At 58.4% G+C, this 16885-nt stretch carries 16 protein-coding genes; 11 read left to right on the top strand and 5 right to left on the bottom strand.

Annotation, left to right across the window (positions count from 1 at the left end):
- Window positions 1-43: 43 nt before the first annotated feature.
- Window positions 44-412 (top strand): lysozyme inhibitor LprI family protein, encoded by a 369-nt coding sequence (locus IE102_RS03470; protein WP_189484979.1) that lies wholly within the window; start codon window positions 44-46, stop codon window positions 410-412.
- Between the two features lie 6 nt (window positions 413-418).
- Here the strand turns inward: IE102_RS03470 and IE102_RS03465 are convergent, their stop codons facing one another.
- Window positions 419-1246, bottom strand: a complete 828-nt coding sequence (locus IE102_RS03465; protein WP_189484978.1) for a response regulator — start codon at window positions 1244-1246, stop codon at window positions 419-421.
- A 125-nt stretch (window positions 1247-1371) separates the two neighbouring features.
- Here IE102_RS03465 and IE102_RS03460 point away from each other — a divergent pair, with 125 nt between their 5' ends.
- Complete coding sequence (locus tag IE102_RS03460; RefSeq protein ID WP_189484977.1) at window positions 1372-2232, top strand: hypothetical protein; 861 nt, start codon at window positions 1372-1374, stop codon at window positions 2230-2232.
- On the opposite strand, the gene IE102_RS03455 is transcribed toward IE102_RS03460, so the two are convergent.
- Window positions 2229-2648, bottom strand: coding sequence for a hypothetical protein (locus IE102_RS03455; RefSeq protein ID WP_189484976.1), 420 nt, complete (start codon window positions 2646-2648; stop codon window positions 2229-2231). The two genes, IE102_RS03460 and IE102_RS03455, sit on opposite strands and share 4 nt — an antisense overlap.
- Before the next feature lie 218 nt (window positions 2649-2866).
- Between IE102_RS03455 and IE102_RS03450 the strand changes: the two genes are divergently transcribed.
- The gene (locus tag IE102_RS03450; protein ID WP_189484975.1) at window positions 2867-3595 is read left to right on the top strand and encodes a FadR/GntR family transcriptional regulator; all 729 of its coding nucleotides are present in this window, start codon (window positions 2867-2869) and stop codon (window positions 3593-3595) included.
- On the opposite strand, the gene IE102_RS03445 is transcribed toward IE102_RS03450, so the two are convergent.
- On the bottom strand, window positions 3592-4212 hold the full coding sequence (locus tag IE102_RS03445; RefSeq protein WP_189484974.1) for a hypothetical protein: 621 nt from the start codon (window positions 4210-4212) through the stop codon (window positions 3592-3594). The two genes, IE102_RS03450 and IE102_RS03445, sit on opposite strands and share 4 nt — an antisense overlap.
- A 270-nt stretch (window positions 4213-4482) precedes the next feature.
- On the opposite strand from IE102_RS03445, the gene gabT reads away from it, so the two are divergent.
- Window positions 4483-5763 (top strand): 4-aminobutyrate--2-oxoglutarate transaminase, encoded by a 1281-nt coding sequence (gabT, locus tag IE102_RS03440; protein ID WP_189484973.1) that lies wholly within the window; start codon window positions 4483-4485, stop codon window positions 5761-5763.
- Between the two features lie 20 nt (window positions 5764-5783).
- On the opposite strand, the gene IE102_RS03435 is transcribed toward gabT, so the two are convergent.
- On the bottom strand, window positions 5784-6437 hold the full coding sequence (locus tag IE102_RS03435) for a beta/gamma crystallin-related protein (protein WP_189484972.1): 654 nt from the start codon (window positions 6435-6437) through the stop codon (window positions 5784-5786).
- 200 nt (window positions 6438-6637) lie between these two features.
- Window positions 6638-7477: an S-methyl-5'-thioadenosine phosphorylase gene (gene mtnP / locus IE102_RS03430; RefSeq protein WP_189484971.1), complete on the bottom strand. Its 840-nt coding sequence runs from the start codon at window positions 7475-7477 to the stop codon at window positions 6638-6640.
- A 166-nt stretch (window positions 7478-7643) separates the two neighbouring features.
- Here mtnP and IE102_RS03425 point away from each other — a divergent pair, with 166 nt between their 5' ends.
- From IE102_RS03425 to IE102_RS03395, 7 genes are all read left to right on the top strand, one after another.
- Window positions 7644-10013: a glycoside hydrolase family 2 TIM barrel-domain containing protein gene (locus IE102_RS03425; RefSeq protein WP_189484970.1), complete on the top strand. Its 2370-nt coding sequence runs from the start codon at window positions 7644-7646 to the stop codon at window positions 10011-10013.
- Window positions 10014-10015: 2 nt separating this feature from the next.
- Entirely contained in the window at window positions 10016-11680 is a 1665-nt protein-coding gene (locus IE102_RS03420) for a GH39 family glycosyl hydrolase (RefSeq protein ID WP_189484969.1), read from the top strand.
- Window positions 11681-11778: 98 nt separating this feature from the next.
- Window positions 11779-12258: a (2Fe-2S)-binding protein gene (locus tag IE102_RS03415; protein ID WP_189484968.1), complete on the top strand. Its 480-nt coding sequence runs from the start codon at window positions 11779-11781 to the stop codon at window positions 12256-12258.
- A gap of 2 nt (window positions 12259-12260) precedes the next feature.
- On the top strand, window positions 12261-14459 hold the full coding sequence (locus tag IE102_RS03410) for a xanthine dehydrogenase family protein molybdopterin-binding subunit (protein WP_189484967.1): 2199 nt from the start codon (window positions 12261-12263) through the stop codon (window positions 14457-14459).
- Complete coding sequence (locus IE102_RS03405; RefSeq protein WP_229807541.1) at window positions 14460-15317, top strand: XdhC family protein; 858 nt, start codon at window positions 14460-14462, stop codon at window positions 15315-15317. It begins immediately after the preceding gene.
- Entirely contained in the window at window positions 15314-15883 is a 570-nt protein-coding gene (locus IE102_RS03400) for a nucleotidyltransferase family protein (RefSeq protein WP_189484966.1), read from the top strand. The genes IE102_RS03405 and IE102_RS03400 overlap by 4 nt, the downstream gene beginning before the upstream one ends.
- A complete protein-coding gene (locus tag IE102_RS03395; protein ID WP_189484965.1) occupies window positions 15880-16860 on the top strand; it encodes a serine/threonine dehydratase in 981 nt (326 codons plus the stop codon). The genes IE102_RS03400 and IE102_RS03395 overlap by 4 nt, the downstream gene beginning before the upstream one ends.
- Window positions 16861-16885: the final 25 nt, after the last annotated feature.

Genomic DNA, 16885 nt, shown 5'->3' with positions numbered 1-16885 from the left:
TCGTAAAGCGGGCCTATCGTCAGGCCCTCCACAGGAGCCCTCCATGTTACGGTATCTGACACTGGCCATAATCGTTTTTTCAGCCTCTGAAGCGGCCGCGCAATCGCCGGATTGCGTAAACGCCATGACCCAGGCCGATATGAATATCTGCGCCGATCGCGACTATGCCCGCGCCGATGCCGAGCTAAACCGCATCTATAAGCAGGTCCGTGAGACCTTGAAGCCCGACGCAAAAGCCACGCAACTGCTGATCACCGCCCAGCGCCAGTGGATTGGCTTTCGTGACGCGACCTGCGGGTTAGAGGCGTACCCAAATACCGGCGGCAGTATGTACGGCATGGTGCTGACGACGTGTAAAACCGGCCTGACCGACGCCCGCACCAAAGACCTGACCGGCATACTGGAGCGGTAGAGGCGCTCAATCCAGAAAGGACGTATCGGCCAGCATCAGCCTGATCAGTTCGGTCAGATCATCATCGCCAAAGGGTTTGGGCAGTTGTGCATCTATGCCCATCTGGCGGCTCATGCTTAAGGCCCGTGACCCGCTGATCCGGCCTTCAAGCCCTGCCGACATGGCGACCACCTGAATATGCGGAAAGGTTTGCTTGATGTGGTGCATGCCGCGCAGGCCCCCGGTACCGCGCATGATGACCTCGCACAGCACCAGATCGGCATGGGCCATATCGACCCGCTCAACCGCATTATCGACATCAGCAAAGTCACTGACGCGGTAGCCGCCGGCTTCCAGAATCCGCCGGATATGCGATCTTATCCCGGCATTACCATCGATAACCACAATATGTTTGCGGGGCACGGCCTGATCGGGAATTGCGAAACAGGCTTCAAAAATCTGGCCAATGTGGTCCGGTTTAAACGGTTTACGCAGGACAAAATCCGCCGCCGTCTGGCGCGCCCGGCCCAGCGTCGTCTCCGTGGCCTCATGGCTGGCGCCCGCCGTCATCAGGATCAGCGGCGCCCCGCCGGTAAAGGTTTTCATCCGGGTGACATGGGCCAGGGCATCATAGGCGCCGACAAACACATCCAGAAACAGAGCCTGTATGGCCCGGCCGTGGCTTTTTCGGGCATTCAGCACATCATAGGCTTCCCGCAGGGTCGGGCAGTGCCGGCACGCCCAGCCCTGAGCCTCAATCATGCGCGATATGATCTGCGCCTGCGCCAGACTATCCTCAACAATAAGCGCCTCCGGTATGCCGGCTGTATTCTCAAATTGTTTTAAAGCCGCCATGCCATCGCCCTCCTCTTATGTACAAAAGTAGACACAGGGCGGCGGCTATGGGTTAAATGCGTGATCACAAACGCACCTGATTCGACATACGGTGTGTATAGACCTGTGAGGCGTGGGGGTAAGCTTTGGACGGCCAGATTGATCGCAGCGGTATTGCGCACATAATTCACGAAGCCCGCGAACTTCGCCGCCACCCTGAGTTTGACACGGCCCTGATCGAATATACGTCAGACCTGATCCAGTTTCGCAAAAGCCAGCGCCGCCTGAACAAGATCATCGCCCAGCAGTACCGCTTTCGGGTGATTGGCCATCTCTTGCACCAGCATGGCCTCAAATGGCTGAACGACCAGACCGGCGGCGTCACCTATACTGAACTGGCCCATGCCTGCGCCACCTATGACAGCAGCCCGCGCCATCTTAAGACCATGCTGGGCCTGATGCAGGTGGTGGGCTTTGTTAAGGTTGCCCGCGATCCGGACGATAACCGACGCAAGCTCTATGTGCCGACCGACCGGCTGATGGGCTTTGTACGTAAGCGGGTCATGTGCGCGGCCATCAGCCTTGATATCCTGCAACCGCGCCTGCGTTGCAGCCAGATCCTGATGGAAGATAAGACCGCGACATTGCGGGTATGGGCGACCGGCGGTTTTGAGTTTGCCCTCGGCCAGCTTGCCGCCGAAACCCTGCCAGAGTTTTTTCCGTTTTTCCGCCGTCGTGATGGCGCCGCACCGCTGATATTTGCGCTGATGCATGCCCGGTTCAACGCTCAGGATTGCTCCAGCCGCGCAGTGATTGCTGCGCAGTTTGGCCTGTCGAAAACGCAGGTCAGCAATCTGGTTCACGAAGGGGCGGAGTTAGGGCTTTTCACGCTCGATGCTAAGGGCGTACCTTCGCCCACAAACTTACTGAGCGATAGCTACCGGCAACTGGTGTCGATTGAACTGGCGTTCTTTGCCCGCCATATCAGGCCCGGTTCTGTCGCCTAGTTGTAATCAACCGGGATGGGCAGATACATCAGGTAATATTCCAGCAGGCCCGACACCTTATAGGGTTCGGTGGCATAGATATACCCATAGACCCCCACCGCCAGTACAATCACGCTCAGCAGTACCAGCGCCACGATCTGCGCCAGACTAAGCTTACGGCCTGATGTGGGGGCGGCGTTTCCATCGATCTGAATGATCTCGGTCGGGCTGGTGCGGAAAGCGCCAAAATCAATGCCCAGATCGCGTTCAGTGACCACAATACTGCGGGCTACAACGCTGGGAGCTACAACGCTGGGAGCCTGACTGTTCATGCCGCGAAACAGTGACCCGGAGACAATGTCGCTAAAGCGGCCAAAGCCCAGACCATTAAGGGGGCTGTCGATATCGGCGCGGTCGATGCTGAGGTCGTGTTTCATCGTGAGAACTCCGGTCACCACAAATACTGATGACTATTGTCCTACGGTCTGTGCCCGAAATTCTATATGGGGATATAGCTGCGTCTTTATAAGAAAGCGGTAATATCACGAGGGTTGGTGCCGCAGCCCTCCCCCTTAACCCGGATGGACAAATACCTGAAGGTGTGGTCACTACCGCACAGGTATAACGACTGTTACACAGATCCTGCGAGCTACCGATGATCCCGTCTCCGGGCGTAAGCCTGACCCACAGTCTTCTGGAACGTCTGGGGCAATCCATTGTCATGGGGACCTATGACACCGCCCCCTTTCCGACCGAGGCGGATATCTGCACCCGTAACGGCACCAGCCGTACCGTGACCCGTGAAGCGCTGAAGATGCTGACCGCCAAGGGGCTGTTGAGTGCGCGCCCGCGGCTGGGGACCAAGGTTGAGCCGCTCAGCCGGTGGAACCTGCTGGACCCGCAGGTGCTGCGCTGGCTGACTAGGCGGCCCCTGACCCCCGACCTTATCCTGGAGTTCAATCAGGTTCGTCTGGCTTTTGAGCCGATGGCGGCGCGACTGGCGGCGCGCCACGCCGGACAGGGACGTGATCCGGCGGCCCTGCAAACCATAAAGCAAAGTCTGGACCTGATGATCCGCCACCACGAAGACCGGGCCTTAAGCATCCATCACGATATCGAATTCCACGGCCACATCCTGGAGGCGTCGGGCAACCCGTTTTACCGTCAGTTGCGTCCCCTGATCAATACGGCGCTGACCCTGTCGATCAGCCTGACCAGTCTGGCCCGCGATCCGTCCGACAGTCACAATGATCATATCCGCGTTTACAACCTGATCGAGGCGGGTGAAGGCCCGGCGGCTGAGGCCCTGATGCGCGATCTGATCACCAAGGCGATCGCCGTGATTATTGAGGAAAGCCCGAACCTGTCCAGACGAACCTCTTAAGGTTGGGGCAGGCCGCGATTATAGAGGGTCGCAGGGCCGACATCGACGGTTTGGGCCTGACCCGCCAGATAGACAATCAGATTGGCTTCACCGGCCTTGAAGTCATGGGGCGCTACGCCAGCCACAGTGAATTCCTGCCACTGGGGCGTCAGGATAAGATGAAGTTCCTGCATGGCGGCATAAGGCGAGCGCGCGTTCTGAAGCCTTAAGGTCGCCCGACCGGTCTCCTGCCCATAAGATGCCCGCTCCAGCCGCAGCCACACCCGCCCTTCGATGCGGTCGCCGCGCTGGATCGGCTTTACCGTGTTGGTGTGGACCAACACATTCCACGGGTCGTGACCGGCCTTGGTCACCCTGACGCGCAGCGCGCGGTGGCCCGGCACCGCCGGTACCACAATCTCTTCGCGCTCCACCAGCGGAAAGTCGAATACATTATGAAAGAAGGTCCACGGCACCGTTTGGGTCGAGGCAATCACATCGGGGGCCGCAGTTTCCGGCATGTCCACCCGAACCTGAGCATCCTTACCCAGACTCCAGATATTCAGACAGATAACCACCCAAAGTGGCAGTAACCACCACAAAGGGAGCGCTCGGTTATCAATAACCGCGACCGTCATATCAATTGCCCCTGAATAATACTCAGACCGTAATGAAATTAACGCATCATTAACCCTTTGAATTACGCTACAAACAATAACCTATACGGGCATAATATACCCGTACAGCCTTTTATTTGGTTAACTGATATGATGATTTATCACGTTTGGTTTCAATAGAAATTTGTCTTTATTATCAGCCGATAAGCTCACCCAACCCCACCGATCCGTGACTTGACATTGCACCGTTTCAGCCCAAAAACTTTGTGATCACATTTATTGAGGCTTCCCATGTCACCCAAAGCCGCCGATCTTATGGCCCGCCGTCATGCTGCCGTTGCCCGCGGCATCGGCCACGCCACCTCGATTTTCGCGGCCCGTGCCGAAAATGCCGAACTGTGGGACGTAGATGGACGCCGCTACATCGACTTTGCCGGGGGGATCGCCGTGCTCAATACCGGCCACCGCCACCCGAAGGTTCAGGCCGCCGTTCTGGCACAGTTGGATGCCTATACCCACACCGCGTTTCAGGTTGCGCCCTATGAGCCCTATATCGCTCTGGCCGAAAAGCTGAACGCGCTCGCCCCCATCGACGGGCCAGCCAAAAGTGCCTTTCTGACGACGGGTGCCGAAGCGGTCGAAAACGCCATCAAGATCGCCCGCGCCTATACCGGCCGGGATGGGGTGATCGCCTTTAGCGGCGGGTTTCATGGCCGCACGGCACTGACCTCGGCGCTTACGGGCAAGGTTGTGCCGTATAAAAAGGGATTAGGGCCGTCTCAGGCCGGGGTCTATCACGTCCCGTTCCCGTCCGAAGCGAGCGGCATCACCGTCGAGGACAGCCTGAAAATGCTGTCCTATCTGTTCAAGGCTGATATTGACCCTTCGGCGGTCGCGGCCATTATTATCGAGCCGGTACAGGGCGAAGGCGGGTTCCTGATCACCCCGCCGGAGCTGATGCGGGCCTTGCGCAGCCTGTGCGACGACCACGGCATAGTCCTGATCGCCGATGAGGTTCAGACCGGTTTTGGACGGACAGGTAAGATGTTTGCCATGGAAAACTATGACGTAAAACCCGATCTGATCACTATGGCCAAATCGCTGGCGGGCGGTTATCCGCTGTCCGGTGTGGTGGGTAAGGCCGCCATTATGGATGCACCGGACTTAGGCGGACTTGGTGGCACTTACGGCGGTAATCCGGTTGCTTGTGCGGCGGCGCTGGCGGTGCTGGAAGTCATTGAGACGGAGCATCTGCTCGACGCCGCCAACCGTCAGGGGGCCTGGTTCATCAGCCGCCTGACCGAACTGTCCCAGCGCAATGACATCGTCCCGATCAGTTCGGTGCGCGGCCTAGGTGCTATGATCGCCTTTGATATCGTCACCGAGCGCGGCCGTTTTACCCCCGATGCCGCCACCACCAAGGCGGTGACAACAAAGGCGCAAAGTCTGGGCCTGATCCTGCTGTCGTGCGGGGTTTACGGCAATACCATCCGCCTGCTGGCGCCGCTGACCGCCCCGGACACCGTGATTGAAGAGGGCTTCAACCTGATGACCGAGGCGCTCAAGCTATAGATGATTTAACGGCTTTCTTTTTAACGTCTAACGGGACGCACGGATGAGATATGGCCTTCAAGACCGATCCTGCGCAGGGATTCGTAGCTGCCGTCCACCACCGTGCAACGACCGCGGAAGAAGGCGTTTTCGCACACTTCCCACGCCCCGCGGCCACGCACATCAAGCGAGCGGGCCACATCGTTAAAGCGCATACCGCTCAAGTCGGTGATAGCGTCATTAATGGTAATGCTGCGGCCATTAAAGCCGTTGCTGGAATAGAGGGTGAGGGACGAACCATAGCCACCACCACCACCACCACCGCCGGGGCCGCCCGGATAACCGCCACCCGGTCCGCCGGGATATCCCCCGACCTCACACCACAGATTACCATTGCGGTTTTCAACCCAGCCGCGGCGGCAGTCGCGCAGACTCAAAGACGTGTATCTGTAACCACCGTTCTTGGTGCGGCACTGGGCGGTCAATTGCCCGCGCCGGACATCAATGTCGCGGCAGGACTGGCGGTAATTGCCTTCGGGCAGATTGTTACCGCCCGGCCCGCCGCCCCAATGGCGCTCTTCGGCCTGGGCGCTGGCCGACGCCGGCGACAGGGCTACGATTGCACAAGCGGCTAGTGCGCTCAGCGACGACCACATAAGGGTTTTGGATTTAATAGCAGGTATTGCGGTAAACATGAGCGAGGCTCCCTGTTAGAGCGTTTTCCCATCAAATGGAATCATTTGATGGATAGATGAGAGCACCACATAAAAATTAGAGCATTTCATCTGATGTAATCAGATGAAAATTTGCTCTAGGAATGGCACGCTTAACTATAGACGCACCCGATATGAACCTGACCTGAACGCGCGGGTTAGCGTCATGCCGGATTATAGCCCTAAGCCGACAGCACATCCAGCAGGGCCGCCTTATCAGGGCTTAAGGTCTCACGCCGCACCATCAAAGCGCCCTCCAGCGTGCGGCGATAGATGTTGTTGACTGGCGCGCGTTCACCTCCGACCAGATCGCTCAGCAGGCCGCGCACATGGTCGAGCGTATCATTAAAGCGGGCCATGATCGCAGCGATGCTGGCATGGTCATCGTCGCGCCAGCAGTCATAGTCGGTGACGATGTTCAGGCTTAGGTAATTGATCTGGGCTTCACGGGCCAGAAAGACCTCTGGCGCTTGAGTCATGCCGACCAGATCGGCACCGATGGTACGCAAAAATTCGCTCTCGGCCTTGGTGCCCAGACGCGGCCCATCGACGCAGGCATAGGTCGCCCCGGTGTGAACCAGAAGATTACGTGTATCCGCTGCCTTTTGCACCCAGCGCGTCATGTCCGGGCAGGCGGGTTCTGCCGTCGAAATGTGCGCCGACAACCCGCCGCCGAAAAAGGTCTTTTCACGCGGATACTTGATCAGGTCGATATATTGCGACGCCAGCACCAGTTGCCCCGGTTGCAAATGTTCGCGCAACGACCCCACCGCCGATACCGCCAGGATCTGCGTCACCCCCAGAACTTTGAGCGCATAGATATTGGCGCGGTAATTGACTTCATGGGGCAGGAACTGATGGTGGCGGCCATGACGCGGCAGAAAGCACACCGCCTGCCCGTTCAACTCTGCCCGCACAATCGGGCCTGACGGAGCACCAAAGGGCGTATCAACCTCAACCGTGTCGATAACGCTAAGGTGATCCAGATGATAAAGACCGGTTCCGCCGATAATGGCCAGCATGGGTAACACCTTCTTTGTAATGGTCGTGACAACCTAACGGTAATCTCAGCCCGGTCAAATATCGTCTGATTGACAAGTGGTCATTTTTCAAATCTAGTCATAATCAAACATAATTTGTCACGACTTCTCACGCGGTTGGAGACATATGGGCTACAGGGAGATATCCATGCGTACTGTTTATGCAGCCATAACGGCGGCGTTTCTATTTGCGTCCTCAGTATCGGCTCAAACCACCACGCAAAATTTCGATAGCGGCTGGGTGTTTGCCAAGGGTGATGTCGAAGGCGCGGAAACCATAGCGGGCGCAGGCTCCGGCTGGGAAAAGGTCAGTCTGCCCCACGACTGGGCCATTGCCGGGCCGTTTGATCAGTATGCGCCGTCGACCGGCTCCGGCGGCTGGTTGCCGACAGGTGTGGTCTGGTATCGCAAGCCGTTTACCCTGCCCGACACCGACAAAGGCAAGCGCGTCTTTATCGAATTTGACGGCATTATGGAACGCGGCGGCGTGTGGATCAATGGCCACCATGTCGGCCACCGGCCCAACGGCTATTCCAGCGTGCGTTATGAGATCACGCCGCACCTGAAATATGGTCAGGAAAACGTCATCGCCGTGCGGGCGGATACCTCGGCGCAGCCGGCCTCACGCTGGTATGCCGGAGGCGGCATCTATCGCCACGTCAAGCTGATCACATCGGGCGATATCCATGTCGACGGCTGGGGCACCTATGTCACCACGCCGGTCATCGAAGCGGGTCGCGCCACGGTTAAGGTCGAAAGTGCGATCATCAACCACTCGAAATCCGAGCGCACCGCCCATCTGGAAATCAGCCTGACCGGCCCGGATGGCAAGCCTGCGGGCACCTTCAAGGGCGCGCCGCAAACCCTACCGGTCGGTCGCAGCCTTAAACTGAACGCTGAGGGCGCGATTATTAATCCGAAACTATGGGATATCGGTCAGGGCCATCTTTACCGCGCCGACATTAAGGTCATCTCTGATAGCGGCGAAGTTCTGGAAACCGACACCCAGAGCTTTGGCGTGCGCCAGATCGAGTTCCGCGCCGACACTGGCTTTTGGATCAATGGCAAAAATGTAAAGCTCAAAGGCACAGCCATCCATGCCGATGGCGGGGCGTTCGGCATGGCCGTGCCGCTGTCGTTTTATGAACGCCGCCTGCGCGGTCTTCAGGCGCTCGGCGTCAATGCCATCCGCACCGCCCACCATCCATTCTCACCGGAATTCCTCGACCTGTGTGACCGGCTGGGTATCGTTGTTATGAACGAAGCTTTTGACATGTGGACGGTGGCCAAGAGCCCGAACGACTATCATCTGTTCTTCACGGACTGGTCGTCGCTGGATGCGCGCGATTTCGTCAAGCGCGACCGAAACCACCCGTCGGTCGTCATCTGGTCGATCGGCAATGAAATCCACGACACCCCCTATCCGGTGGTCGCTAAATCGATCGTGGCGCGCCTGAAAACCATCTTCAATACCGAAGACCCGTCGCGGCCGGTGACCATGGCTCTGTTCCGGCCCAACACCACTAAGGACTATGAGAACGGTCTGGCCGATATGCTGGATGTGGTGGGCCAAAACTACCGCGAAAATGAACTGGCCAAGGCCCATGCCGATAAGCCGACTCGTAAGATCATCGGCACCGAAAACGGTAAGAACCGCGCCAACTGGTTGCCGGTGCGCGATAATCCGGCCTATGCGGGCATGTTCCTGTGGACCGGCGCCGACTATCTGGGTGAGGCCGACCGCGCCGGTTGGCCGTTTATTTCCAATCCGTCGGGTCTGGTTGACCGCACGGATGTCGTCAAGCCGATCGGCTGGGAGCGGGCGTCGTGGTGGTCAGAGACGCCGGTCGTCAAGATCGGCCGCCGCGTTACCGAAGTGATTGATACCTCTGAGTTACCCACCATGGTTGGCGTCGCAATGCCGCAGCCCAAGGGGCCGGGCGTGCTCAATGACTGGACGCCATCTGATAGTTCAGCGCACACGGAGAAGGTTGAGATCGTCACCAATGCGGCTGAGGTTGAGCTGTTCCTGAATGGTAAGTCCCTCGGCAAAAAGCCACGTAATGCCGACGACAGCGCCATCAAATATGATGTGGCTTATGCCGCCGGTACGATCCGGGTCGCAGCCTTCGATGGCGCGGGCAAAAAGGTGGCCGAGGATGAACTGAAAACGGCCGGGGCACCGGCGGCGGTGCGCCTGATCGCCGAACAAACCGCCATTGCCCCGACCTTTGATGATATTGGTTATATCCGCGCCGAAGTCGTCGATGCCAGGGGCGTGCGCGTGCCAAACGCCAGCACTCAGTTAACCGCAGCGGTTGACGGGGCCGGTGCGCTGGCCGCCTTTGACAATGGTGACCCGACCGACTCGACCGTGTTCCAGTCTCCGACTCGTAAGGCATGGAACGGTCGGGCTCTGGTGATGGTGCGCGCAACCGAAACCACAGGTAAAATCAAGGTCACCGTCAGCGGCGATGGGCTTAAACCCGCAACCGTCACGCTCAACGCGAGGAAGTAATAATGCGCCAGATACTGACCCTTACCGCAGCCCTGATCGCCCTCACCCTACCTGCCGCCGCGCAAGACAGCTTTCCGGTGACCATCACGGTCGATGCCTCAAAACCGACCGGGCCGCTTAAACCCGTCTGGCGCTTTTTCGGGGCTGATGAGCCCAACTACGCCACCATGAAGGACGGCCAGAAACTGCTGGCGCATCTGGGTGAACTTAAACCCAAGCAGGTCTATTTCCGCGCCCACAACCTGCTCAATACCGGCGATGGCACCGCCGCTTTCAAGTGGGGCTCGACCAACGCCTATACCGAAGATAAGGACGGAAATCCGGTCTATAACTGGATGATCACCGATATGATTATCGACAGCTACCTTGACCGTGGTGTGCGGCCCTATCTCCAGATCGGGTTTATGCCGGAGGCCCTGTCGTCGGGCCCCAAAGATATGCCTTACCGCCATTCGTGGCGGCCCGGCTTCAAGTACGAACTGATCGAAGGCGGCTGGAATTATCCGCCCAACGACTACAAGAAATGGGAAGAACTGGTCTATCAATGGACCAGGCACAATGTCGAAAAATACGGCAGGGACGAGGTTCTGACCTGGTATTTTGAGGTGTGGAATGAACCGAACGGCCCGTCCTACTGGAAAGGCACACCCGAAGAATTTTATAAGACCCACGACTATGCCATTGCCGGGGTCAAACGCGCCCTACCCGAAGCCAAGGTCGGCGGGCCGGATGTCGCCGGTTCCGGCGGCGCGTTTATGGACGGCTTCTTAAAGCACGTTGTGTCGGGTAAAAACTACGCCACCGGTGAGACCGGAACACCTACGGACTTTCTGGCCTTCCACGCCAAGGGCAGCCCCAAATTTGTGGATGGACATGTTCAGATGGGCATGAACAACCACCTGAAAGCCGTCGATAACGGCTTTAAGAAAATTGCCGCTATCCCTGAGCATAAAAACACCCCCATCGTCATCGGAGAGAGTGATCCGGAAGGCTGCGCCGCCTGCCCCGGCCCGCAAAACGGCTATCGCAACGGCACCATGTATTCTAGCTATACCGCCGCCTCCTTTGCGCGCATCTGGGAGCTGTCGGAACGGCATCAGGTCAATCTCGACGGGGTGCTGACCTGGGCTTTTACCTTTGAGGATCAGCCGTGGTTTGCTGGCTATCGTCAATTGGCCAGCAATGGCATTGACCTGCCCGTGCTCAATGTCTTTCGCATGTACGCCAAGCTGGGGCCAGAGTCGGTGACGGCCAGCAGTTCAGCGCAATTGCCACTTGATGATATGATCTCAGGCGTGACGCAAAAGAACGATGTCGGCGTCATGGCCACCCGCGAAGGCTCAAAAATTGCGGTTATGGTCTGGCACTACAATGATAACGACCAGAAGGGGCCGGAGGCGAACCTTAGCGTGAAACTGTCTGGATTGGGCAAGGCCAAGGTGCGCAAAGTCACGCAGTATCTAGTCGATCCGCACACGGCCAATGCCTATGCCGAGTGGCAAAAAATGGGCTCACCGCAATCGCCCGATCAGGATCAGTATAAGGTGCTTGAGGCGGCATCAGTCATGCACCCCAAAACCCTTGCCCCCTTGACCGTCACTAAAGGGACGGCAGGCCTGGATATCACTCTGGTTCGGCAGGGGGTTATGCTACTGATCATCGATTAGCCATCTTTTATTTCACAGCGCTTTTACTGGTCACAGAGTTGCCATTATCCGGCGATGATATACCCTTATGGGCATCAGGGATTTCAGGAGGCTGGCGGATGATCACACTTACCGTAAATGGCAAGGCACACCGGCTTGATGTGCCCGAAGACATGCCGCTTTTGTGGGCGCTGCGCGATGAGCTTGAGCTTCCCGGCACCAAGTTCGGCTGCGGGGTCGCCCAATGCGGAGCCTGCACGGTGCATATTGATGGGGTTGCCACCCGCGCCTGCGCTACCCCTGTGGGATCGCTGGAAGCCGGGGCCAAGATCACGACGATTGAAGCCATTGGCGCCACCGCTCAGGGCAAGGCCCTGCAAGCAGCCTGGCTTGAGGTTGATGTCATGCAGTGCGGCTATTGTCAGGCCGGTCAGATCATGTCTGCGGCGGCCTTGCTGAAGACTACGCCCAAACCGACCGACGATGATATCGATGCGGCCATGGAGGGCAATCTGTGCCGCTGCGCCACCTATAAGCGCATCCGTGAAGCCATTAAATCGGCCGCCGGTGTGGCGCTGACCGACACGCGGGAGGCTTAACTATGGATGATGCTTCTTTTAAACCGTCTCGCCGTTTGTTTCTGGCATCGGGTTTGGCTACCGGTAGCGCACTTGTGGTCGGGTTCGGCTTTGATGCCGTGGCGGCCAGCGAAGGTGCCACCCGACTGGGCGATTATGTCGCCATTGCGCCCGATGGTGTGGTCACCATCCGCGCCAAGAACCCTGAAATCGGTCAGGGCATTAAGACCATGCTGCCCATGCTGATCGCCGAAGAGATGGATGTGGCGTGGGAACAGGTACGCATTGAGACCGCCCCTGCCGACGAAAAACGCTTTGGGGCGCAGTTTGCGGGCGGGTCGATGTCCACGCCCATGAACTATGAACCCATGCGTCGGGTGGGTGCGGCCACGCGAGCCGTGCTGATCGAAGCGGCGGCAGTGGTTCTTAAAAAGCCTGCCGCCGAACTGACGATCGAAGCCGGTGTCGTCCACCACAAAGCCTCACGCACAAAAGTGCCGTATGGCAAACTGGTGGCCGCGGCGGCTATACTCAAGCTTCCCGATCCGGCCAGCGTCACCTTAAAACCCGACAGCGCCTTTACCATCATCGGCAAATCCAAGGGCGGTTACGACAGTCCGGCCATCGTCGAAGGCAAGCCGATCTTCGGTATTGATGTGGCCGTCCCCGGCATGAAATATGCCGTCTTCGTCAAGCCGCCGGTTTACGGCGCGAAACTGAAATCGGCCAATATCGATGTCATCAAAGCCTTAAAAGGCGTCACCCATGTCTTTACCCTGCAAGGGTCCGGCGATTTCCACAGCCTGCAGGACGGGGTGGCGATCGTCGCCGACAAATGGTGGTACGCCAAGGCCGCACGCGATCAGTTAGAGATTGTCTGGGATGATGCCGTAGGCTCCCCTCATGATAGTGCAACCTATGCCGCCAAAGCCAAAGAACTGGCTAAGACCAAAGGCGCTTCGGTGGCCTCAAACGGCGATACCGATGCCGCCCTCAGCAAGGCCGCCAAAAAGATTGAGGCCTGGTACGAAGCCCCGTTCCTCGCCCACGTCCCAATGGAGCCGCAAAACTGCACGGCCAAGGTCACGGCTGACGGCGTTGAAATCTGGGCACCGACCCAAGCCCCCGCGTGGGGCCGACCTCATGTCGCCAAGGCTTTAGGCATATCTGAGGATAAGATCACCATCCACATGATCCGCTGCGGCGGCGGCTTTGGGCGCCGACTTGAAAACGACTATATGGTCGAAGCCGCGGCCATCGCCCAAAAGGCCGGTGTCCCGGTCAAGCTGGTCTGGACGCGTGAAGATGATGTCGCCTACGACTATTTCCGCCCCGGCAACTACCATAGGTTTGAGGCGGCCATTGAAGGCGGCAAGATCACGGCCTATAAGGCCCGCGCCGTCACCTTTGCCCGCGACGGCAAGGTGGCGCAGGGGGCCGGTATCGGGCCGCACGATTTTGTGCCGCTAATCAGCCCGAACTACGTCCTTGAACAGCACCTGATCGAAACCCTGATCCCCACCGGATATCTGCGCGCGCCGTCATCAAACGCGCTGGGTTTTGTCCATGAATGCTTCCTAGATGAAATCGCGGGCGCGTTGAACAAAGACCCGTTTACCCTGCGTCAGGAGATCGTGGAGGCGGCGATTGCGTCGCCTCGCCCAGTTAAAGACGGTGAGCGCGGCCCGTCTTATGAGCCCAAACGGCTTAAGGCCGTGCTGGAGACTTTGCGTACCCGCAGCGGCTGGGATGCGGCCAAATCCGGCAATGGCATCGGCTATGGTGTGGCGACCTATTTCAGCCATCGTGGCTATTTTGCCGAAGTGGCCAAGGTCAAGGTCGATGATGATGGCAACTGGAAGGTGCTTAAGGTGTGGGTGGTCGGCGATGTCGGCCGCACCATCATCAATCCTACAGGGGCCGCCAATCAGGTCGAAGGCTCGGTCATGGATGGGATCGGTGAAATGATGTCGGAGATTACCTTCGATAAGGGCCGCGCGGTTCAGAGCAATTTTCAGGACATACCTATGATCCGCATGTCTCAGGCCCCGCATATCGACCTGCATTTTGAGCTGTCGGATAATGGACCTACGGGATTGGGCGAACCCGCCCTGCCGCCGGTTATCCCTGCGGTATGCAACGCCATATTTGCCGCCACCGGCGTGCGGGTGCGTAAGCTGCCACTGCTGCCGGAAACAATTGCGAAAGCGGCGCGGACCTGAGTGCAGATAGCTCATCCGCACTATCAGGACTATGTGCTGGATACCTACCTCGGCTGGCGGGGTGAGGGGCAGCGCTGTGCTCTTCTGACCCTGATCGCCACCACCGGCGGGTCGCCGCGCCCGGTCGGATCACAGATGGCCGTGTGCGAAGACGGTCGCCACGTCGGCATGATCACCGGCGGCTGTGCGGAAAGCGCGCTGGTTCATGATGCGATTATGGCTATTGATCAGGGTTCGGACTATATTGAGCGCTATGGCGAAGGGTCGCGCTTTAAGGACATTACCCTGCCGTGTGGGGCCGGGCTGGACATCCATTTTGCCGTGACTCTGAGCGATGATGAGGTGCGCCGAATTGTGGACGCACACGCCGCCCGTAAGCCCGCGCAGATGGTGATGGGCGGATTTGTGCGCCGCTATCGCCCTGCGGGTCGGATCGTGATTGTGGGTCAGGGTCCAATCGTCATTATGCTGGCGCAACTGGCCGTGATGGCGGAGATGGAAACGGTTATCTACAGCCCTGATGCGATGATTGAACAGGCCCTGCCTGATGTGCGGCCTCTGCGCGGTGACGGCGATTTTGACGCTGATCTGCTGGATGCCAACAGCGCGCTAATCACCCTGTTTCATGACCATGCGTTTGAGCCACTGATCCTCAAAGCCGCCCTGAACAGTCCGGCGTTTTATATCGGGGCCTTGGGCAGCAAACGCGCCCATCAAGCCCGTCTGAAAAGTTTGCGCGGTCAGGGTGATGTAGGGCGTATTCACGGGCCGGTCGGGCTGGATATCGGGGCCAAAACGCCACCGGAAATTGCTTTGTCGATTATGGCGCAGATTATCGAACACTGGCGCAAATCATGACGCTGGCCGCGATCATACTGGCCGCCGGGGCGTCACGGCGATTTGGAACTGAGGATAAGCTACAGGCGCGATTAGCTGACCGCACCGTGCTTGACGCCGCCATTGTCGCCACCGAGGGACTGGCGCAGCGTATAGTCGTCACCCGCGCCCCTACGCCTGTGCCCGAAGGCGTAAAAGTGGTGATCAATCCCGATGCCGATGCGGGCATGGGTGGATCGCTGGCGTTAGGGGTGGCATCGCTTGCCCCATGCGACGGGGTGTTTGTGGTGCTCGGCGATATGCCTCTGATCCCGCAGACGGTTTATGTGCAACTGGCCGACCGCTTGCCCGGCCATGATATTGTAGTGCCGACGCATGACGGGCGCGATGGCCATCCGGTGTTGTTTGCCGCCACCTGCTTCGATGACCTGCGCGCATTGTCCGGCGACACAGGGGCGCGCGGCCTGATCACCGGCGGTCGTTACCGCGTGGCACGTCTTGAGGTTGGCACTGAGGCGATAGTGCAGGATATTGATACCAAAGATGATCTGACGGCGCTGACAAACCGGTCTAAGACAGCCACATGAATACACCTGATCATATCATTGCCGCCCAGAGCCGCATCGCCGGCTTTGTTCATCGCACGCCGCTGATGGAGTCAGGCACGCTCAACGCCATGCTGGGTCACCGCATTGTCTTTAAGTGCGAGAATCTGCAAAAAATTGGCGCTTTTAAGGTGCGCGGGGCGATGAATACCCTGCTGACCCTCAAAGAACAGGGTGCAATGCCGGAGCGGGTGACCTGTTTTTCGTCGGGCAATCACGCTCAGGCCGTGGCTTACGGCGCCAAAATTCTGGGCTTGAAAGCGACCATTTTTATTCCGCAAACCGCCTCATCGCTTAAAGTTGCTGCCACACGCGCGCACGGGGCCGAGGTTGTGGTCACCAAAACCCGGCAGGAAGCCGAAAGCGCGGTGCAGGCCGTCATCGATCAAGGGGCGGTGTTCATCCATCCCTATGACGACGACCGCGTCATGGCCGGTCAGGGTACAGCCGCCTTGGAAGCGTTTCAGGATGGTCCCGCATTTAGTGCGGTATTCGCACCCTGCGGTGGCGGTGGGCTGGTGTCCGGTACCTGGCTGGCCGCGCAGGCTACATCCCCCGAGACCAAGGTTTTCGGGGTTGAACCGCTCAATGCCAATGACGCCGCCCGCACTTTGCGCGACGGGAAGATTTTCAAATGGGAGCAAGCACCGGATACCATCGCTGATGGTGTGCGCACCCTATATGTCAGTGAACGGACATTGGCCTTTCTGAAACAGACCGCCGGGGTGCTTGAGGTCTCAGAAGACGATATCATCTACTGGACCCAGTGGCTGACCCATCTGCTGAAACTGACTATTGAGCCGACCTCGGCCGGCTGTATGGCCGGTGTGGTGGCATATCTGCGCGCCCAAACGACGCCGCAGACGGTTCTGGTGATCCTGTCGGGCGGCAATGTCGCCCCTGAAACTCAAGCCCAAATCTGGGCTGAGGATCGTCTGGGGACAGTGCCGTGTCTTTAACGGTTGGCTGCCGTCATAAAAAATT

Source organism: Asticcacaulis endophyticus (assembly GCF_014652575.1).
GTDB classification, from domain to species: Bacteria; Pseudomonadota; Alphaproteobacteria; order Caulobacterales; family Caulobacteraceae; genus Asticcacaulis; species Asticcacaulis endophyticus.
The sequence above is the reverse complement of the archived record's forward strand: the minus strand, read 5'-3'. Positions and strand labels throughout refer to the sequence as shown.